General features: G+C 71.3%; 17 protein-coding genes. 9 read left to right on the top strand and 8 right to left on the bottom strand.

Features of this window, described 5'->3' with window-relative positions; translation table 11 throughout:
* Positions 1-55 precede the first annotated feature (55 nt).
* The 6 genes from ABD999_RS19000 (at position 56) to ABD999_RS18975 (ending at position 4,624) form a co-directional block, all read left to right on the top strand.
* The gene (locus ABD999_RS19000) at positions 56-790 is read left to right on the top strand and encodes a phosphocholine cytidylyltransferase family protein (protein WP_219543592.1); all 735 of its coding nucleotides are present in this window, start codon (positions 56-58) and stop codon (positions 788-790) included.
* A gap of 9 nt (positions 791-799) precedes the next feature.
* On the top strand, positions 800-1,858 hold the full coding sequence (locus ABD999_RS18995) for an iron-containing alcohol dehydrogenase family protein (protein ID WP_271276915.1): 1,059 nt from the start codon (positions 800-802) through the stop codon (positions 1,856-1,858).
* Positions 1,836-2,603, top strand: coding sequence for a CDP-alcohol phosphatidyltransferase family protein (locus ABD999_RS18990; RefSeq protein ID WP_148037061.1), 768 nt, complete (start codon positions 1,836-1,838; stop codon positions 2,601-2,603). Before ABD999_RS18995 ends, ABD999_RS18990 begins: the two co-directional genes overlap by 23 nt.
* 188 nt (positions 2,604-2,791) lie before the next feature.
* Positions 2,792-3,676, top strand: a complete 885-nt coding sequence (locus ABD999_RS18985) for a glycosyltransferase (protein WP_219543591.1) — start codon at positions 2,792-2,794, stop codon at positions 3,674-3,676.
* 98 nt (positions 3,677-3,774) lie between these two features.
* Entirely contained in the window at positions 3,775-4,155 is a 381-nt protein-coding gene (locus tag ABD999_RS18980) for a DUF4260 family protein (protein WP_271276914.1), read from the top strand.
* Positions 4,127-4,624, top strand: coding sequence for a TetR/AcrR family transcriptional regulator (locus ABD999_RS18975; RefSeq protein WP_271276913.1), 498 nt, complete (start codon positions 4,127-4,129; stop codon positions 4,622-4,624). Before ABD999_RS18980 ends, ABD999_RS18975 begins: the two co-directional genes overlap by 29 nt.
* Here ABD999_RS18975 and ABD999_RS18970 read toward each other — a convergent pair.
* The 5 genes from ABD999_RS18970 to ABD999_RS18950 form a co-directional block, all read right to left on the bottom strand.
* A complete protein-coding gene (locus ABD999_RS18970; protein WP_148037064.1) occupies positions 4,621-5,337 on the bottom strand; it encodes an acetoacetate decarboxylase family protein in 717 nt (238 codons plus the stop codon). The genes ABD999_RS18975 and ABD999_RS18970 overlap by 4 nt on opposite strands.
* A 36-nt stretch (positions 5,338-5,373) precedes the next feature.
* Positions 5,374-6,360: a glycosyltransferase gene (locus tag ABD999_RS18965; protein WP_271276912.1), complete on the bottom strand. Its 987-nt coding sequence runs from the start codon at positions 6,358-6,360 to the stop codon at positions 5,374-5,376.
* 56 nt (positions 6,361-6,416) lie between these two features.
* The gene (locus ABD999_RS18960; RefSeq protein ID WP_271276911.1) at positions 6,417-7,583 is read right to left on the bottom strand and encodes an acyltransferase family protein; all 1,167 of its coding nucleotides are present in this window, start codon (positions 7,581-7,583) and stop codon (positions 6,417-6,419) included.
* A gap of 151 nt (positions 7,584-7,734) precedes the next feature.
* Entirely contained in the window at positions 7,735-9,351 is a 1,617-nt protein-coding gene (locus ABD999_RS18955; RefSeq protein WP_219543585.1) for an LCP family protein, read from the bottom strand.
* Between the two features lie 143 nt (positions 9,352-9,494).
* Entirely contained in the window at positions 9,495-10,946 is a 1,452-nt protein-coding gene (locus ABD999_RS18950) for a hypothetical protein (protein ID WP_271276910.1), read from the bottom strand.
* 509 nt (positions 10,947-11,455) lie between these two features.
* Between ABD999_RS18950 and ABD999_RS18945 the strand changes: the two genes are divergently transcribed.
* The 3 genes from ABD999_RS18945 to ABD999_RS18935 all read left to right on the top strand — a co-directional run bounded on the left by ABD999_RS18945 (position 11,456) and on the right by ABD999_RS18935 (position 15,533).
* A complete protein-coding gene (locus tag ABD999_RS18945; RefSeq protein ID WP_271276909.1) occupies positions 11,456-13,486 on the top strand; it encodes a hypothetical protein in 2,031 nt (676 codons plus the stop codon).
* 89 nt (positions 13,487-13,575) lie between these two features.
* Positions 13,576-14,472 carry a glycosyltransferase family 2 protein gene (locus tag ABD999_RS18940; protein ID WP_148037069.1) on the top strand — a complete coding sequence of 299 codons (897 nt, stop codon included), beginning with the start codon at positions 13,576-13,578 and terminating at the stop codon, positions 14,470-14,472.
* A 2-nt stretch (positions 14,473-14,474) separates the two neighbouring features.
* Positions 14,475-15,533, top strand: a complete 1,059-nt coding sequence (locus tag ABD999_RS18935; RefSeq protein WP_271276908.1) for a glycosyltransferase family 4 protein — start codon at positions 14,475-14,477, stop codon at positions 15,531-15,533.
* Here the strand turns inward: ABD999_RS18935 and ABD999_RS18930 are convergent.
* From ABD999_RS18930 to ABD999_RS18920, 3 genes are read right to left on the bottom strand one after another with little or no spacing between them, the layout of a single operon-like run.
* The gene (locus ABD999_RS18930; protein WP_271276907.1) at positions 15,437-16,393 is read right to left on the bottom strand and encodes a lysylphosphatidylglycerol synthase transmembrane domain-containing protein; all 957 of its coding nucleotides are present in this window, start codon (positions 16,391-16,393) and stop codon (positions 15,437-15,439) included. The genes ABD999_RS18935 and ABD999_RS18930 overlap by 97 nt on opposite strands.
* Positions 16,394-16,430: 37 nt before the next feature.
* The gene (locus ABD999_RS18925; RefSeq protein ID WP_271276906.1) at positions 16,431-17,492 is read right to left on the bottom strand and encodes a TFIIB-type zinc ribbon-containing protein; all 1,062 of its coding nucleotides are present in this window, start codon (positions 17,490-17,492) and stop codon (positions 16,431-16,433) included.
* 50 nt (positions 17,493-17,542) lie between these two features.
* Positions 17,543-18,589, bottom strand: coding sequence for an SPFH domain-containing protein (locus ABD999_RS18920; protein WP_271276905.1), 1,047 nt, complete (start codon positions 18,587-18,589; stop codon positions 17,543-17,545).
* Positions 18,590-18,610: the final 21 nt, after the last annotated feature.

Raw genomic sequence — 18,610 nt, 5'->3', positions numbered from 1 at the left:
CGAAAGCCAACTAACCTTTGGGCCTACGTAGTCATGCTCGACTGAGGAGTGCACGTTGCTGGGAATGGTGCTGGCCGCTGGAGCCGGACGACGCCTGCGGCCGTACACCGACACGCTGCCTAAGGCGCTCGTGCCGGTCGACGGCGAGACCACGATCATGGACATCTCGCTGCGCAACCTGGCCGCCGTGGGCCTGCGCGAGGTCGTGGTCGTCGTCGGTTACGCGGCGCAGGCCGTACACGAGCGCAAGCGCGAGCTGGAGGAGCGTCACGGCGTCGAGCTCACCCTCGTGCACAACGACAAGGCCGAGGAGTGGAACAACGCCTACTCCCTGTGGTGCGCGCGTGACTACTTCGGCCGCGGCGCGCTGCTGGTCAACGGCGACACCGTGCACCCCGTCTCGGTCGAGAAGACGCTGCTCGCCGCGCCCGAGACCAGCGACATCCTGCTCGCCGTCGACGACGTGAAGAAGCTGGCCGACGAGGAGATGAAGGTCACGCTCTCCGAGGAGGGGGCGCTGCGCCGCATCACCAAGCTGATGGACCCGTCCGACGCGTACGGCGAGTACATCGGCGCCACGCTCATCCGGCCGGGCGCCGCCGAGCGGCTGGCCGACGCGCTCAAGGCCACCTTCGAGCGCGACCCGCAGCTCTACTACGAAGACGGCTACCAGGAGATGGTCGAGCGAGGCGAGGCCATCCACGTCGCCCCCATCGGCGAGGTCGACTGGGTCGAAGTGGACAACCACGACGACCTGGCCAAGGCCCGCACCATCGCCGTCCACTACTGAGGGGGCCGGATGCCGCTTCTTGCGAGGATGCTGCCCGCGCCGATCCAGATGGAGGTCAGGCGCGGTGCCGTCGCGGAGCTCGGCGCGCTGCTCGCCGACAGCAGGGTCGCCACCTCCGGCCGGGTCGCGGTGGCCGTCGGCCCCGGCCAGGGCGACCACATAGAGAGCCTGATCGCGCCGACGCTGGACGAGGCCCAGGTGTTCCGCGTCTCCGACGGGAGCGTGGAAGCCGCCGTCTCGCTCGGCGCCGACCTGCGGAAGGGCGCCTACGAGGTGGTGGTGGGCGTGGGCGGCGGCAAGACCATCGACACGACCAAGTACGCCGCCTCGCTGGCCGGCATCCCCATGGTCGCGGTGGCCACCAACCTGTCCCACGACGGCATCTGCTCGCCGACGGCCTCCCTGCTGTACGAGGGCGGCAAGGGCACGTTCGGTGTGCCGATGCCGCTGGCCGTCCTGGTCGACCTCGACTTCGTGCACAAGGCCCCGCAGTCGCTGGTCCGCTCGGGCGTCGGCGACGTGCTCGCCAACCTGTCGGCGTGCGAGGACTGGCAGCTCAGCCACGTCGAGCGCGGCGAGCCGATAGACGGGCTGGCCTGTTCGATGGCGCGCACGGCCGCCGAGGCGCTGCTCGGCAGGGCCGACTCCGTCGAGTCCGACGCGTTCCTGACCGTTCTGGCCGAGTCGCTGATCCTGTCGGGCATGTCGATGGTGGTCGCCGGCTCATCGCGGCCCGCGAGCGGTGGCGACCATGAGATCATGCATGCCGTGGACCAGCTCTTCCCCGGCACCTCCAACCACGGCGAGCTCGCCGGGGTCGGCACCGCCTTCTGCTACTTCCTGAGGGAGGACGAGGCCCGGCTCAAGCAGGTGGTCGGCTGCCTGCGGCAGCACCAGCTGCCGGTGACCCCCGGCGACATCGGGCTGAGCAGCGAGCAGTTCACCGCCGCGGTCTCGCTCGCGCCCGCCACCCGTCCCGGCCGTTACACGATCCTGGAGCACCTGCGCCTGCAGGATTCCGAGATCCGCGATCGGGTGGAGGACTATGTCCGGGCCTTCGGTCGCTGAGCTGCGCGGGGTCGCCCAGCCCGCCGGTCATCTGGAGCGCCGCAACGGCGAGCACTGGGCGGGCGTGCTCTACATGCGCAGGCTGTCGATCTACGTCACCTGGTTGATGACCAGGACGAGCGTCACGCCCAACCAGCTCACCTGGGTGATGACGGTGGCGGGGGTCGCGGCGGGGGTGGTGATCGCGCTGCCGGGGTTGTGGGCGGCCGTGGCCGCCGCCCTGCTGATCCAGGTCTACCTGCTGCTCGACTGCTCCGACGGCGAGCTGGCCCGGTGGACCGGCAAGACCTCGCTGACCGGCGTCTACCTCGACCGGGTCGGCGCCTACTTCGCCGAGGCGGCGCTGCTGGCCGGGCTGGGCTGGCGGGCGTCGGCCGTGCTGCCCGACTGGTACACCGTGCTGGGCTTCGCGGCGGCGCTCGGCGCGATCCTCATCAAGGCGGAGTCCGACCTGGTGGAGGTGGCACGGGCCAAGGGCGGCCTGCCCGCCGCGACCGAGTCCGCCGCCGTGCAGTTCCGCTCGGGGCTGCTGGGGCTGGGCAGGCGGGTCCTGGCGGCGACCGGGTTCCACCGGATCGTGCAGCCGATCGAGCTGTCGCTGCTCGCGCTCGCGACGGCGGTGATCGACGTGGTGCGGGGCGATCTGGCGGCCACCCGGGTGCTCGTCGTGGCCTGTGTGGTCGCGGCAGGGCTACAGGTTGTCCTGCATTTGGTCAGCATTCTCGCGTCGAGGCGGCTGGCGTGATGCGATTCTCGGAACCGGCAGGGCTTCTCGTCCGTCGTATTGATCGGACATCCCCGGTTCGGTGGGGGTTCACTACCGGTTCCGATACGCTTAGCTCCACCAATATCAGGAAATAAGCCACCCAGCAGACTCGGTGATCATGAAAGATTGCTCCGCCCGTGCTCTCAACGCGTCAGGACGATGATTCGTTGAAGATCTCGTGCGTCATCCTCACCATGGGAAACCGGGTCGCGGAGCTGGACCGGGCGGTCGAGTCCGCGCTCAACCAGATCGACGGTGACGTCGAGGTGGTGATCGTGGGCAACGGCGCAGACGTGCCCGAGCTGTCCGCGACGCCCCCCGCTGGCTCGTCGGCGACCGTGAAGACGATCCGGCTCGACCACAATACGGGCATACCCGCGGGCCGCAACCGCGGGGTCGAGGAGTGCTCCGGTGACGTGGTGCTGTTCCTCGACGACGACGGCTGGTACGCCAACCAGAAAGTGGCCGCGCACGTCCGCGACCGCTTCGCCACCGAGCCCGACCTGGCCGTCATCTCCTTCCGGGTGATGGACCCCGACGGCGGCATCGGCCAGCGACGTCACGTCCCGCGCCTGCGCGCCGGCGACCCGGAGCGCAGCTCACCGGTCACCACGTTCCTGGGCGGCGCCTCCGCCGTCCGCCGCTCGGCCTTCCTCCAGGTGGGCGGGCTGCCGGAGCGGTTCTTCTACGCGCACGAGGAGACCGACCTGGCCTGGCGGCTGCTCGGCGAGGGCTACCGGATCGAGTACGACGCCGAGACCGTGATGTACCACCCCCAGGTCCCGCCGACCCGCCACGCCGAGTTCTACCGGCTCAACGCGCGCAACCGGGTGTGGCTGGCCCGCCGCAACCTGCCGTGGCCGCTGGCGGCGCTCTACCTGCTCGACTGGGTGGTGCTGACCCTGATCAGGGAGCGCGGCTCCAAAGACTCGCTGAAAGCATGGTTCACCGGGTTCTTCGAGGGCCTGCGCACACCCGCGGGCGAGCGCCGCCCGATGGCCTGGAAGACGGCCTGGCGCATGGTGAAGCTCGGCCGCCCGCCCATCGTCTGAAAGCCCTCGCCGTCACGGCGAGGGCTTTTCCCCGCTTGACGGCTAACGCTGTTAGCCATAGCCTTCGGCTAACAGCGTTAGCCAACGAGAGGGCGGTCATGGGAAGAGGCGCGTGGGGTGGTCTGGCGATCTTCTGCCTGGCCTTCATCGTCTTCGAGGTGGCCAAGCACGGGGGAATGGCCTGGGTCACAGCGGTGGTCTTCGCGATCCTGCCGGACCTGACCATGCTCGTGGGGGCGAGGAAGGCCGGCGGCGGGCGGCTGTCACCGCGGGCGGTGCCGTTCTACAACGCGGCACACCGGGCGTGGGCGCCCCTCCTGCTGCTGGTTGGATACATCTTCTGGCCGATCGGCGGAGTGCCGACGTGGACCGCCGGGCTCGCCTGGCTGATGCACATCGCCGCCGATCGCGCGTTCGGTTACGGACTACGGGAACGGGATGGGAGCCGGCGTGTCCGAGCGGTCACGGCAGATCGTTGAGGCGGCCCTGCGCCTCGTCGAGGAGGGCGGCGCGGAGGCGCTCACCATGCGGGCGCTGGCCGGGCGGCTGGGCATCCGGGCCCCTTCGCTCTACAAGCACTTCCCCGACAAGAGCGCCGTCGAGGCCGAGGTGATCGCGATCGCCATGCAGGACCTGGCGCGGGCCCTGGAAGCGTCGCAGGGCGGCCTGGGAGTGCTGGCGCGGGCCTACCGCGCCTACGCGCTGGCCCACCCCCATCTCTACCGGCTGATGAGCACCGGGCCGCTGCCGCGCGGACTTCTGCCCGCCGGACTGGAGGACCGGACGGCTCTGCCCCTGGTCAAGGCCGTCGACGGTGACCCGCTGCTGGCGCGGGCCGTGTGGGCCTTCGCGCACGGCATGGTGATGCTGGAGCTCGACGGTCGTTTCCCGCCAGGTGCCGACCTCGACGGCGCCTGGCGGGCAGGGCTGGCCGCGTTCGCCCGCTAGCGGACGAGCTCGGCCTCTTCCAGGGCCATGGTGGCGTGCGCGACCGTGCCGGCCAGCAGGGGGCGCTTGGGCAGGCCCAGCTCGCTCAGCTCCTTGGCGATGGGATGGTTGCCCAGCCGGATCAGCGCGCCGCCGGGGCGCACGCGGAGGCCGCGGGTCTGGACGGTCCACGGGATGCGCCGGGTGAGCCCGTCGCGGTGCGTGTAGGCGTCCAGGGCGATCACCGGGCCCGGTCCGGGCAGCGGAGCGCCGGGCTTGACCAGCATGTCGAGCACGAGCCTGCCGTCCCTGCTCAGGACACACCGTTTGTACGGGGAGCCGAGCCGCAGGTCGATGTCGGCCAGCTCCTTCGGCACGCCCCACAGCGAGCGCCCCGCCTCCAGCGTGAAGCCCTGGTCGACCGGCATCCAGTGGACGAACGCGGCCGCGTTCCGCAGGTCGGCGAGCCCCACCGAGCCCGTCGCCCCCGGCCGACGGATCAGGAACGCCATGCCGAACTCGTGATAGGAGTCGAGATCGCCGTCGCGGTAGTCGGCGAACACCAGCACGCAGACGGCCTTGCCGGGCAGCACCTCGGCCACGTCCAGCCCCGAATACGCGAGCACGGCCCGTGCGGCGTCGGCCCGGACCAGGTAGAGAGCGCCACACACCATGACGTCCCGTACCCGGACGGGCATGCTCACCGTCCGGCCCTGGATCAGATGCGATGCCATGGCGTCTAGTACATCAACCGCCGGACGCCGTGACCATCACCCCGCGGACCTGCTCTGTACCGCGAACGACGGGGCGCGGGCGGGAACCCCGGCGCAGCCTTCCATCCGGGCCACGAACGCCGGCGCGTGGTCCGGCCAGTGGTGGTGCGCGCGGGCGTGCGCGTGCCCGCGCGCGGCGAGCGACCGGCGCAGCTCGGGGCTCTCCTTCAGGTCGAGCACGGCGTCGAGCGCCGCGTCCACGTCCAGCGGGACCACGAAGCCGCAGCCCGCCCGCTCCACCACCCCGGCGCCCTGCGAGGTGGTCACGACGGGGAGGCCCCGGCCCAGGTAGTCGAGGATCTTGGTGGGCGGCCCGGTCACCGCGGGACCGGCCAGCGACAGGCCGGCCAGCGCGCCCTCGGCCATCCGCAGCGCGTGCCTGAGCGGCACGTGGCCGAACCAGTCCAGCAGGCCGACCCGCTGGGCGTCACGCAGCAGCGGGCGCGCCGCCGGGTCGGCCTGGCCGATGAGGTCCATCCGGATGCCGTGCGGGGCCAGCCGCCGGGCCAGGCCGATGAGCTCGTTCACGCCCCTGGCGGCCGACAGCCGGCCGATGTGGACCACTCTCGTCTCCCCGGGAGGGGGCGGCTCCGGCGCCACGAGAGTGGCCTCGGGCACCACGTCCGGTGTGATCACGTGGCACCTGCGTGCGGCCCGCGCCAGCCTGGCCTCGGAGACGTCCTCGCGTACGTCCCAGACGACCGGAGGGCGGCGGTACGGCAGCGCGCGGAGGAGACGGGCGTCGTGCACGAGCAGGAGGTCGGCGCCCCGCACGCCGCGCCTGAGAGCCGACCGGGCCCGGCCCGGGCCCGCCTCGCGCGCCACGTCGACGGCGGTGAGCCGTGGGGTGGGCGTCACGTTGTGGTAGGTGAACGGCGCGACGTAGGTCACCTCGTGGCCGGCGTCGAGCAGCGCCCTGATCTGCCGATGCATGATCCGGGCGTCCTCGGGATGATGGACGACGGTGGCAACGCATACCCGCATGCGTCGATGCTCCGCGCCGACCGGGTCAAAGGCGTGAATGCGGGGGTAACTGCCGCTTAACTTCTGGAAGGACGGCGATAGAGCCAGGTCAGGCGCGGCTCCAGCACCCACTTGAAGACCGTCCGGGTCTCCGGCAGGCACAGCACGATCGCCAGCGCGAAGCAGCTGAAGCTGATCGCCAGCGCCCCGAGCGGGCCGTGCAGCCACGGCAGGTTGAGCCAGCCCTGCTCCTTGGCGATGAGCACCGGGATGCCGTGGAGCAGGTAGCAGTAGAGGGTGCGGGTGCCGAGATCGGAGTACCACGTCTCGCCCCGCGGCACCAGCGCCAGCACCGCGAAGCAGAGCGCCAGGGCGCAGACCAGCAGCCCGACGCGCACGCCCAGCCCCATGTACCAGGACAGGTCCATCTTCTCGTAGCTGTTCTTGAAGTAGAACGGCGCGAGCTTGGCCCTGGGCGCGATGAGGATGGCCACGGTGGCCGCGGCGACGATGGTGAACACCGAGGCGATCTTGATCCACAGCCGGTTGAGCAGCTCGAAGTGCTCCGGCTGCATGACCAGCCCGATCACGAAGAACGGCAGCAGGCCGAAGAACCGGTCCATGCTGAAGTCACCGGAGATCTCGGAGAACCCGGCGAACAGGTAGATCGCGATCGCCACCGGGATCGGGAACTTCATCCGCTTCCACACCGGCGTCGACAGCCGCCAGAACAGCAGCGCCAGCAGGTACCAGTTGAGCCACGCCGGGTCGATGATCGTCAGGCTCCACTTCTGCCCGAGGGAGAAGCGCAGCGCCGCGTAGCCGACCTCGACGATCACGTACGGCACGAGGAACGTGTCGACGAGCTTGTTGGTCTTGGCGTTGGAGTTCCAGAAGTTTCTGGACAGGTAGCCGCTGATCAGCACGAACAGCGGCATGTGGAAGGTGTAGATGAAGATGTAGAGCGCCCGGTTGGAGTCGGCGTCGAGCGTCGGCACCAGCGAGTGGCCCACCACGACGAGCGCGATGAGCACGAACTTGACGTTGTCGAGGTACGGGTCGCGCCTGCGCTTCGGCGGCCCGGCCTCGGGCTCGGGCTTCTGGGCGGGCTCGGCCTGCTCCTGGCCAGGGCGCTCGAAGAGGCCGCCGCCGCCGGGGAGCGGCCAGCGGGCCCCTGTGTTCGCCGGCCCCGCACTCTCTTCGCCGGGAACCTGGACCGGAGGGGAGTACTTGGTGTCAGACACAGGGAAGTCGCTCAGCTTCGCTCGGGGCCGGGGTACGCGACAGGCGGCGACGCCCGCGAGGGCGAGCCGCGTCGCCGACCCGAACCACCCTAGCGGGCGCCGGAGGTCCTGTCTCACGGCCTGAGGGTTACACAGACAACTTGCAGGAGCCTTACACGCAGACGTTCTTCTGCTGGGACGCGGTGATGGTGTTCTTCTCCACGGCCTCCGACAGCTTGGTGACCTTGACGGCCTTGAAGTCGGTGCCGATGACGAGCTGGAGCACCGGACCCTTCGGCCCGTCGGCGGCCGGCGCGGTGGTGGGGGCCACCGTCGGCGTGTAGGGCTCGGTGTTGGTGGGCCTGACCTTGCCGGCCGTCGCGTCGGGCGCGGGGTTGAGCTTCTTGGTCAGCACGTCGGCGTGGTCGGCGCCGGTCTCGGCCGTCTTCGGGTAGCGGACCTCGGTGGCGGCGACCGGCTGGCCGCCGGCGTCGGCGTAGTTGCCCAGCCCGGTGACCTGGAAGCCCTCCTTGGCGAGCTGGTCGGCGACCTCGCGCGCCCTGCCCGGTTCGCCGGTGGCGTTGAGCACCTGGATCCGCACCTGGCCGGGCTTGACGGCGACCTTCGGCTTGTCGGCGGTCGCGCTCGGCGTGGGCTCGGGGAGCTCGGTGTCGTTGATGATGGAGTCGAACAGTTCGCCCGCCGCCGGCTGCTGCCAGACGACGCGGTTCTCGTCCTCGGGGTCGGGGATCCACGGGACCGTGGTGAGCTTGACGCCCTTGGCGGTGAGGTCCTTGGCGCTCATGCCGATGTCGATGAGCTTCTGCGGGTTGTTGGCCAGGTCGGGGTCCATGGTCACCGACTGGGCGGCCGACTTGATGAACCCGGTGAGCTTGATCGGGTCGGTGAGCAGGTCACTGCTGGTGGCCTTGGCGATGACCTTGCTGAGGAAGATCTGCTGGCGCTTGATGCGCTGGATGTCGCTGCCGTCGCCGTAGCTGCGCAGCCGCACGTAGCCCAGCGCCTTCTCGCCGTTGAGCAGGCTCTTGCCGGGCGGGAGGACCAGCTTGGCATTCTTGTCGTTGACGCCGGACTTGAGGCAGATCTCGATGCCGCCGAGCGAGTCGACGATGTTCTTGAAGCCGCTGAAGTCGACCTCGACGAAGTGGTTGATGCGGATGCCCGTCAGCGTCTCCAGGGTGGAGATCGTGCAGGCGACGCCGCCGTGGTTGTAGGCGGAGTTGATCATCGCGCGGCTGGGCGGCATCTCCTGTTTGGTCGTCTCGTTCTTGCACTTGGGGATGTCCACCATCGAGTCGCGCGGGAAGCTGATGAGCCTCGCCTGATCGCGGTTGGGGGAGATGTGCAGGACGATGATCGTGTCGGTGCGCTTGCCGCCCGCGTCGGCCAGCCGGGCCGTCTCCTGGCCGTACTGGGCGTTGCCGTCGCCCGCACGGGTGTCGGAGCCGACCAGCAGCACGTTGAGCGCGCCGGTGTCGCGGGGGCGGGGGTTGATGATGTCGTCCTTGACGTTCTTCTGGTCGATCGCGCCGAACGCGTCGCGGTAGGCGACGTAACCGGTCAGCGAGCCGGCGACCATGAGGGACGTGGCCGCGATGCTGACCCAGGCCAGCACGCGCATTTTGCCGTTGCCGCCGTCTCCGCCCCGCCGGCCGCGCTCGGGCTCCTTCGGCGGAGGCGGCGCCGAGGCGGCGAGCCTGCGTGCCATCCTGCTGCCGGGCTGGGGGGACCTGCTGTCCTCTACGGACATGCCTCTGTAGTCACTCATGCGCCCCCTAGCCTCGTCGCTGCGCCTCACGCGCTGGCTCGGTCGTTCTGCGCCACGAGACTAGGTCACCGGCGGCGTCGCCGCAGCCATGACTGGAGTAATCGACCGTGACCCAGCGGTGATGATACCGGGGCAAAGCATACTCAGAGTTGGACATTTCGTGGAATAAGATCAGTAAATTCTCTACCGTTCCCGCAGGCCAGGGCCGCCGCCAGGCAGGCGAGCGGCACCGCCGGCAGCACGTACCGGTAGTCGAACTCGGCCACGGCCGCCGGAGTGATCAACAACACGACGGCCACCGACCAGGGCAGCAGCCACAGGGCACGAGGGGAACCCGGGCCCCGCCCGTACCGGAATGCCCGCCACGCCACGGCGGCGGGCGGCACGAGCAGGACCACCAGCAGGACCGTGCCGGGGATCCGCGCCACGTCCTGGTAGGCGCGCATCCACCCGGCGTACGGCTCCACGATCGAGGTGCCGATCGGGCCCTGCTCGTAGCGCTTGGCGAACTCGGTGCCGACCTGCGCCGGGTAGCGGCCCGGCGGCCCCGGCGGGGTCTCGGGGAACTGGTAGTAGCCGTAGATCTCCTGGTCGGGGTAGACCGGGCGGCCCCACACGAACGAGCGGCCCAGCTCCGCCAGCACCGAGCCGGCGTAGTCGAGCGGCTGCGTGCGGATCGCCAGCAGTGCGAAGCGCATGGCCAGGTCGTCGGTCTCCTTGGTGAACGTGATGCCGGGCAGGGCCACGATCGGCGCGTCCCTGGCCCAGATGTACTCCTGCGACGGCGGCCGCTGGCCGGCCGGGCGCGGGTCGCACAGCACCCGCAGGTCGGGCGGCGGGTCCATCTCGGCGCAGTCGGCGAACGACATCGTGCGGGCGTAGAGGAAGACGCCGTTCGCGCCGATGACGCCGACCCGCTGGTAGGTGGCGTAGAACCAGCCCCCGTACGCGAGGATCGGGACCACCGCGGCCACCAGCATGATCCAGGCCGGCCTGATCTGACGGCGCAGCAAGAACCAGGCCACCAGCACCACGATCAACGGCTGCCCGACGGTCCTGGTGAGCGAGGCGGCGGCCAGCAGCAGCCCGATCGTGACCGCCTTGGGCCGTCCGGCGAGCGCGAGCGCGACGGCGGCGACGACCAGGAACATGAACAGCGTGTCGGAGACGAGCAGGTGCTCCAGCTCGATCTGGTACGGCTCCACCAGCACGGGGGCGGCGGCCAGCGTCGCGATCCACCTCCGGGTGTGCCGCGCCGCGGCCCAGTAGACCAGCACCCCGGTGGCCAGCCCCAGCAGGTGCTGGGCGGCGGTGACCGCGCCGAAGGAGTGCAGCGGCTCCAGCAGCTTCATGAACATCGAGTAGCCCGCCGGGCGCACCAGATCGGGCCGGGGGCGCAGGACGGTGACCACGTAGGTGTAGGAGTCGGGGAACCACAGCGCCGGCCGGTAACCGAGCATCGTGACCACCCGCAGCGCGGCGCCGATCGCCAGGACCGCCAGAAACCACCCGTGCCGCCCGAACCCGGCCCGCTCATCCACCACGCCGCGCACGCGAGCGGCTGCTCGCCGCGCGCCCTCCCGATCTCCCCCCACGCCGCGTACGCTACCGGCCCCCGCCCGCGGCGCCGTCATCTCAAGCCGGTTCCTTGTCTCCCGTCACGTCGCGGCGCTGGGTCTTCTTCCGTCCCGCCGCGTTCGCTACCGGCCCCCGTGCCCTCCCGATCTTCCCCCCGTCACGTACGTGACCGGCCCCGCCCGCCCTGCCGGCATCCCAAGCCGGCCACGTCGTGTGCTGTCGTGGTCGTCTGCTCGGGCTGGGGTCTCCTTCTTCTGTTTTCCGCCGTAGGTGGGGTGGACACTCAAAAGCCTTTTGGTAAACCCCTCGGGCTGGGCGCCGATAGCAAGCCTTCGGCCTGCCCGACCCGCCGTAGGTGGGGTGAATCCGTGACTCGTCCCTGTTGGTCTTGGCTTTCGTCATCGTGTGCTGGGGGGCCGGGGGTTTAGTGTGATCATGATTGGTGGGTTCTCGGCGCTGCCTGGCGTGCCGTCGGCTTGAGGTTGGATACGCTCGCTCACCGATGGGAATCGCCTGGTTGGACCCGATGCGGAGGCCGCCGGCGGGCCGGGTGCTCGCGGCGCTCTCGGTGCTGCCCGCGCTGGCCGTGGCCGGGTGGCTGCTGGCCGCGCTGCCGCTGCTCGCGTTCGGCGTCTACCGGCCGGTGGTGGCGATCCCGCTCGGGCTGGCCATGGCGGGGCTGCTGTGCTGGGCGGGCACGCGCGGGCTGGTCAGCGTGGCGGAGGACGCCGACGGACACGGGCCGGTCGACACCGTGCGGGCCACGGTGGGGCAGGTGGCCGCTGCTGTGGCGGTCGCGGCGGGGGCCGGGGTGTTCAACGGGGTCATGCACGGTGAGCAGCTCGCCGTCCGGCGTGACCCGTCCACCTACGCGCAGTACGCCATCTGGCTGGCGCGGGAGGGATCGCTGCCGATCCCCGCGCGGCCGGAGGCGTTCGGCGGGGCCGACCCGTCGCTGATCTTCGAGAGTGTCGGCTTCTACGCCGTCGGCGACTCCGTGGTGCCGCAGTTCATGCCGGGCGCGCCGATGCTGTTCGCGCTCGGGGAGTGGCTGGGCGGGCTGTTCCTGGCCCCGGTCGTGCTGGGGGCGCTGGCGGTGCTCGCCGTGGCCGGGCTGGCGGCCCGGCTGGCCGGCGGGCGCTGGGCCCCGGTGGCGGCGCTGGCGTTCGCCTGCTGCATGCCGATCATCTACACCTCGCGCGCCACCTTCAGCGAGATCCCGTCGATGCTCCTGCTGCTCGGCGGGCTGGCGCTGGTGCACGACGCCCTGTACGGGCACGGGCGGCGGATCGGGGCCGCGCTGGGCGGGCTGACGCTCGGGCTGGCCGTGCTGGTGCGGGTGGACGGCCTGCGTGACGTGCTGCCCGTGCTGGCGTTCGCCGGCCTGCTCGTCGCGATGGGCCGCCGGTCGCCCGGCCGCCACGGAGGGCTGGGGCCGCCGCTGCTGGCCGGGCTCGCCGCCGGGGCGGGCCTCGGCCTGGCCGCCGGTTACGGACTGTCGCGGCCCTACCTGACGTACCTGTCCAGCTCGATGCGGCCGCTGCTGCTGATCTGCGCCGCCGTCCTGGTGCTGACGCTCGCCGGTACGGTGGCCGCCCCGCTGCTGGCCAGGCTCAGGCCGCCGGGCTGGCTGCCGGCGGCGGGGGCGACGCTGGTGGCGCTGACCATGGCCGGGCTGGCGGTGCGGCCCTGGCTGGTGACCGTGCGCCGGGTCCCCGACAACGTCGACGACCGGCTCACCGCCACCTTCATCGAGCAGATCCAGAAGGCCAACGGCCTGCCGATCGACGGCACCCGCCTGTACTTCGAGCACACCCTGCACTGGGTGGCGTGGTACGTGGGCGTCCCGGCGCTCGTGCTCGCCACGCTGGCCGCGGCCGTGCTGACGCACCGGCTGCTGCGCGGCCGCGGCCTGCCATGGCTGCTGCCGCTGGCGGTCATCGGCTGGGCCACGCTCACCACGCTGCTCCGCCCGGCGATCACCCCCGACCACCCGTGGGCCGCGCGCCGCCTGGTGCCGGTGGTGATCCCCGGCGTGATCCTGCTGGCCGTGTGGGGGGCGGAGCGGCTGCGCGAGCGGGCGGGAGAGGGCAGGTGGCGCGGCTGGGTCGTGCCGGTCTGCGCGCTGCTCCTGGTCGTGCCGCCGGCCGTGACCTCGATCGGCACCGCCTTCACGCCGGTCGGGCGGGGCGAGGCGGCCGCGGTGGCCGCCATGTGCGCGCGCATCCCGCCGGACGCCTCGGTGCTCATCGCCGAACGGGTCACCGCCGACCGGTACACGCAGGTCGTCCGCGGCGCCTGCGGCGTCCCGGCCGCGGAGGTGCGCCAGGTGGAGGGCGACACCGCGCCGGAGTCCGACGTGCGCCGCCTGGTCGAGCGGGTGCGGGCCGCCGGGCGCACCCCGGTCGTGCTGGCCGCCGAGGAGGGGCAGGTGGCTCCGTACGGTCCGGTCACGCAGCTGATCGGGCTGGTCACCCGGCAGGACGAGCGGTCGCTCACCGAGGCGCCCGACGGCACCTGGTCACTGCGGATCAACGTGTGGATGGCCCTGCCTTGACCTGTGATGTGCACTCGGCCACGGACCGGGCAGAGTACCCTCGTCCCACGTGAGAACGCTCCGAGCCCCCGCAGCAAGGTGGACCCGCCGTGGATGAGGAAACCCCGTACGTCACCATCGTCCTGCCCTGTTACAACGAGCAGGACCATGTCATCGACGAGGTCGACCGCATCACCAAGGCGATGGACTCGAGCGGCTACACCTACGAGCTGGTCGCCGTCGACGACTGCTCGACCGACGAGACGCTGGCCAGGCTCAAGGAGGCCGCGCCGCTCTACCCCCACCTGCGCATCCGGGCCTTCCACCGCAACGGCGGCTCCGGCACCGTGCGCAGGATCGGCACGCAGGAGGCCAGGGGCGAGATCGTCGTCTGGACCGACGCCGACATGACCTACCCCAACGAGCGCATCCCCGAGCTGGTGCAGATCCTCGACAAGGACCCGACGATCGACCAGGTCGTCGGGGCGCGCACCAGCGAGGAGGGGTCCCACAAGCTGCTGCGGGTGCCCGCCAAGTGGGTGATCCGCAAGGTCGCCGAGATGCTCGCCGGGCAGAAGATCCCCGACCTCAACTCGGGGCTGCGGGCCTTCCGCAAGTCGGTGGCCAAGCCCTACCTGCGGCTGCTGCCGCCCGGGTTCTCCTGCGTCACGACGATCACGCTGTCGTTCCTGTCCAACCAGCACGACGTCTACTACCTGCCGATCGGCTACGCCAAGCGGGCGGGCAAGTCGAAGTTCAGCTTCGTCTCCGACGCCTACCGCTACATCCTGCAGGTCCTGCGGATGATCATGTACTTCAACCCGCTCAAGGTGCTCATGCCGCCGGCGCTCTGGCTGGTCGGCATCGGGCTCGTGAAGGGCGCGTGGGACATGATCCAGCACCCGTTCTACTTCCCGGCCAACACCGTCATGATCTTCCTGTCCGGGATGCTGATCGGGTCGGTGGCGCTGCTGGCCGACCTGATCGTGCGGTCGCGGGGAGACTGAGCGTGCGCGTCGCGATCGTCGGACCCACCTACCCCTACAAGGGCGGCGGGGCGCAGCACACCACCGAGCTGGCGCACCGGCTGGCCGCGCTCGGCCACGACGTGGTCATCGAGTCCTGGCGGGCGCAGTACCCGTCGTTCCTCTACCCGGGGCAGCAGACGATCGACGCGCCGGAAGGCGTCCCGTACCCGAAGGTGCTGCGCGAGCTCGACTGGCGCAGGCCCGATGGGTGGGTGGCCGCCGGGCGGCGGCTGCGCGCCGCCGACCTGGTGGTCCTGGCCGTGCTCAGCCCGGTGCAGGTGCCGCCCTACCTGGCGATCCTGGCCGGGCTGCGGGGCCGGGCCCGGACGGTCGCGCTCTGCCACAACGTGCTGCCGCACGAGCGCAAGCCGTACGACCGGCCGCTGATGAAGGCGTTGCTCAGGCGGGCGGGGGTGGTGCTCACCCACTCCGAGCAGCAGGCGGGGGTGGCCCGCGAGCTGACCACCAGGCCGGTGCGGGTGGCCGCGCTGCCGCCGCACCTGCCGTCCACCCACGGCGCCCGGTCCGACCGGGTGCACCGGCGGCTGCTGTTCTTCGGCATCGTGCGCCCGTACAAGGGGCTCGACCTGCTGCTGCGGGCGCTGCCCGCGGGGGTGTCGCTGACCGTGGCCGGGGAGTTCTGGGGCGGGCTCGACGAGACGAAGGCGCTGGTCGGCGAGCTGGGCCTGGCCGACCGGGTGGACCTGAGGCCCGGCTACGTCGCGGCCGAGGACGTGCCCTCGCTGTTCGCCGGGGCCGACGCGCTGGTGCTGCCCTACCGCAGCGCCACCGCCAGCCAGAACGTGTGGCTCGCGCACGAGCACGGCGTGCCGGTGATCGCCACCCGGGTGGGGGCGCTCGCCGACCATGTCACCGACGGCGTCGACGGGCTGCTCGTGGAGCCGGGCAGCGCCGGCGCGCTCCGCGACGCGATCGAGCGGTTCTACGCCTCGGGGGAGCCCGAGAGGTTGCGGTCGGGGGTCAAGGCCGTCGACCCCGACCCGTTCTGGGCCTCGTACACCGCCACCCTGCTCGGCTGACGGCCCAGCAGGAACGCCAGCCCGGCGGCCGTCACGTCGGCGAGTGTGAACACCAGCCGCGACACCACCGCCACCGCGAGCGCAGGGCCGGTGCCGAGGATCGGGTGGAGCACCAGCACCAGCGCGCCCTCCCGCACGCCCACCCCGGCCGGCACCAGGAACGCGAGCAGCCCGGTCGACCAGGCGAACGCGTAGGCGCCGGTCGCGATGACGTACAGGTCCCAGCGGCCCGCGAGCATCCACGTGTGGAGCCCGTACACGAGCCAGCCGAGCACCGTCCAGGCGGCCGCGACCAGGACCGTGCGGCCGGGCAGCACGGAGTCGAGCGTGTCGCGGCGGGCCAGCCGCAGCGCCAGGTTGAGCCCCCAGGTGAGGATCTTCGGATGCATGCAGACGGCGATCACCGGCAGCAGGAGCAGCAGGTACCATGCCTGCCGCACCACCTCCTGGGTGGCCAGCGTGGCGGCGGCGATCGCGATGCCGACCCCCAGGTTGATCACCAGCGCCAGCGAGATGCACGCGAACGTGCGGCGCGGCGGGCTGCCGTGGTCGCGGCCCAGGTCCATCATCGCCGCGTACGCCCAGATCGCGCCGGGGATGTACTTGCCCATCTGGCCCACGAACATGATGCGCCCCGCGGTCCGCACCGGCAGCGGCGAGCCCAGCCCGGCCAGCACCTGCCGCCAGGCGAGCAGCATGCAGAACTGGCCGAGCAGCACGGCGGCGAACGCGCCGGCGACCCCCCACAGCGGGATCTCGGCGACCGCCGCCGTGGTGTCGGCCCAGTTGGCCGCCAGGCCGTAGCCCAGGAACCCGAGCGCGACCAGCGCGAGGACGATGCGCAGCAGGCGGCGGAACATCACGCAAGGGTACGGTGTCCGCCCAGGTGAAAGCCAGTTACCGCATCACGAACAGCGAGACGACGAGCGCGACCAGCGCCACCGCCGCCAGCACCGCCAGGGTGATCTTCACGGCGCTGTACGGGCGATCGCCCTGCACCTCGCCGCCCACCCCGTTGACCAGCACCTGGTACGGCCTGCCTCCATACAGGTAGGAGCCGACCCAGACCGGCAGCAGCACCAGCTTGAACGTGACGTCCGCGTAGCGGGTGTCGACGCTGTGCAGGCGCTGCACGTCGCCGCCGATGTCGCGCTTGCAGTCGGCGGCGATCACCTCGGCCATCTTGCCCTTGGCGTTCTCCAGGCCCGCCTCGGGTCCGGCGTCGTAGCGCAGGCTGTGGTGGCCGGCGACGAAGCCGGGCTCGAACGCCACCGCGCGCTCCAGCGGCCACGGCTCCAGCGCGTCCAGCCGCTCCATGGGCACCCGGGCGGTGGCCGAGACCAGCACGTCGTCGAACGCCCTGGTCACCGAGCCGCTGGCCGGGTACCAGCGGGTCTTGCGCACCCGGCGGGTCTTGGTCTGGCCGTTGTCCGTATAGGTCTCGGTGACCCAGTAGTGGACGCCGCGCTGGCCGGAGTAGTGGGAGAAGGTGCTCGCGTCGAACGTCCAGTGGGGCAGGTAGGTGCTCTTCATCGACTCCGCCTCGGTGACCTTCTTGAGGCGGTTCGGGGCGAACCAGCGGGACCTGGTCCACGTGCGGAGCGCGTCGCGGGCGGCTCCCTTGTCGAGCGCGAACGGCAGCACGGCCTCCGGCGCGATCTCGTCGCCGGTGCTGCCCGCGACCAGCGCGGTGCCGCAGAACTGGCAGTCCTTGGAGATCGCGTCGCTCTCGGTGCGGGCGCCGCAGCCCGGGCAGGTGAACTGGTTCGGCGCGATGGCCTGGACGCGGGGCTTGGCCAGGAACGCGTCGTAGGAGTGCTCGCGTACGTGCCGGGTGGGGGCGGCGATCGGCTGCTCGTGGCCGCAGTACGGGCAGCGCAGCACGCTGGTGCCGGGCGCGTACTGGACGCTCGCGCCGCAGCCCCCGCAGGGGTGGGTGGTGGGGGTGAGCGAGGTCATCGCGGGTCTTTCCGTACGGGGCGCCGGGGCGGTGAGGACGAGGGAGCCGGTCAGGACGGCGGGAGCGGCGGCGGGGTGTTGTGCAGCAGGGCGGCCAGTTCGGGGACGTCGCGGGCGGGCGCCCACTGGGCCATGCCGGCCCGCCACACCAGCGCGTCGGGGGTGAGCCCGGCGGCGGCCAGTCCGGCCTCGTCGAACGGGCCGCGCCGCTCGCCGCCGACGCCGAGGAACCACTGGTGCCGCTGGGGGAGCGGCGGCGGCTGCTGGGCGGGCTGGCTCAGAGAGGCCGCCATCTGCTGGCCGGCCGCGATGCCCATGCCGAGGCCCATGCCCTCGCCGGCGCCGCCCGCGTTCTCCAGCGCGTTGGCCGCCTGGAACCTCGTGTACTGGCCCAGGTCGCCGGCCAGGCCCATCTGGGTGCGCTTGTCCAGCGCCTTCTCCACCTCGGGCGGGAACGAGATGTTCTCGAAGGAGAAGTTCGGGATCGACAGCCCCACGGTGGACAGGTCGGCGGAGAGGATGTCGGCCAGCTTCTGTCCCATGGCGTGCTGGTCGGCGGCCAGGTCCAGCACCGGCACCTGCGCCGCGCCGAGCGCGCCCGCCAGCCGGCCGACGATCGTCTGCCGCAGGTAGCCCTCGACCTCCTCGGTGCGGAAGCGCTGGTCGGTGCCTGCCAGTTCGCGCAGCAGGCTCATCGGCTCGGTGACCTGGACCGAGTAGGAGCCGAACGCCCGCAGCCGCACCGGGCCGAACTCCGGGTCGCGCAGCATGATCGGGTTCTGCGTGCCCCACTTGAAGTCGGTGAACCGCCGGGTGCTGACGAAGTACACCTCGGCCTTGAACGGCGAGTCGAAGCCGTACTTCCAGCCCTTGAGCGTGGACAGGACGGGCAGGTTGCGCGTCTGCAGCGTGAACGTGCCGGGCGGGAACGCGTCGGCGATGTGGCCCTCGTTGACGAACACCGCCACCTGGGACTCCCGGACCACCAGCTTGGCGCCCATCTTGATCTCGTTGTCGTGCCGGGGGAAGCGCCACACGATCGTGTCACGGCTGTCGTCGAGCCATTCGATGATGTCGATGAATTCGCCGCGGATCATGTCCAGAAAAGCCATAGAGCA

This window comes from Nonomuraea ferruginea (genome assembly GCF_039540635.1).
Classification (GTDB): domain Bacteria; phylum Actinomycetota; class Actinomycetes; order Streptosporangiales; family Streptosporangiaceae; genus Nonomuraea; species Nonomuraea ferruginea.
The sequence above is the reverse complement of the archived record's forward strand: the minus strand, read 5'-3'. Positions and strand labels throughout refer to the sequence as shown.

Bases quoted from the DNA above. Each gene is read 5' to 3' on its own strand.
- ABD999_RS18925 (WP_271276906.1), bottom strand. From the start codon at position 17,492: ATGACCTCGCTCACCCCCACCACCCACCCCTGCGGGGGCTGCGGCGCG.
- ABD999_RS18990 (WP_148037061.1), top strand. From the start codon at position 1,836: ATGTCCGGGCCTTCGGTCGCTGAGCTGCGCGGGGTCGCCCAGCCCGCC.
- ABD999_RS18930 (WP_271276907.1), bottom strand. From the start codon at position 16,393: ATGTTCCGCCGCCTGCTGCGCATCGTCCTCGCGCTGGTCGCGCTCGGG.
- ABD999_RS18965 (WP_271276912.1), bottom strand. From the start codon at position 6,360: ATGCGGGTATGCGTTGCCACCGTCGTCCATCATCCCGAGGACGCCCGG.
- ABD999_RS18955 (WP_219543585.1), bottom strand. From the start codon at position 9,351: ATGAGTGACTACAGAGGCATGTCCGTAGAGGACAGCAGGTCCCCCCAG.
- ABD999_RS18920 (WP_271276905.1), bottom strand. From the start codon at position 18,589: ATGATCCGCGGCGAATTCATCGACATCATCGAATGGCTCGACGACAGC.
- ABD999_RS18970 (WP_148037064.1), bottom strand. From the start codon at position 5,337: ATGGCATCGCATCTGATCCAGGGCCGGACGGTGAGCATGCCCGTCCGG.
- ABD999_RS18995 (WP_271276915.1), top strand. From the start codon at position 800: ATGCCGCTTCTTGCGAGGATGCTGCCCGCGCCGATCCAGATGGAGGTC.
- ABD999_RS18945 (WP_271276909.1), top strand. From the start codon at position 11,456: ATGCGGAGGCCGCCGGCGGGCCGGGTGCTCGCGGCGCTCTCGGTGCTG.
- ABD999_RS18980 (WP_271276914.1), top strand. From the start codon at position 3,775: ATGGGAAGAGGCGCGTGGGGTGGTCTGGCGATCTTCTGCCTGGCCTTC.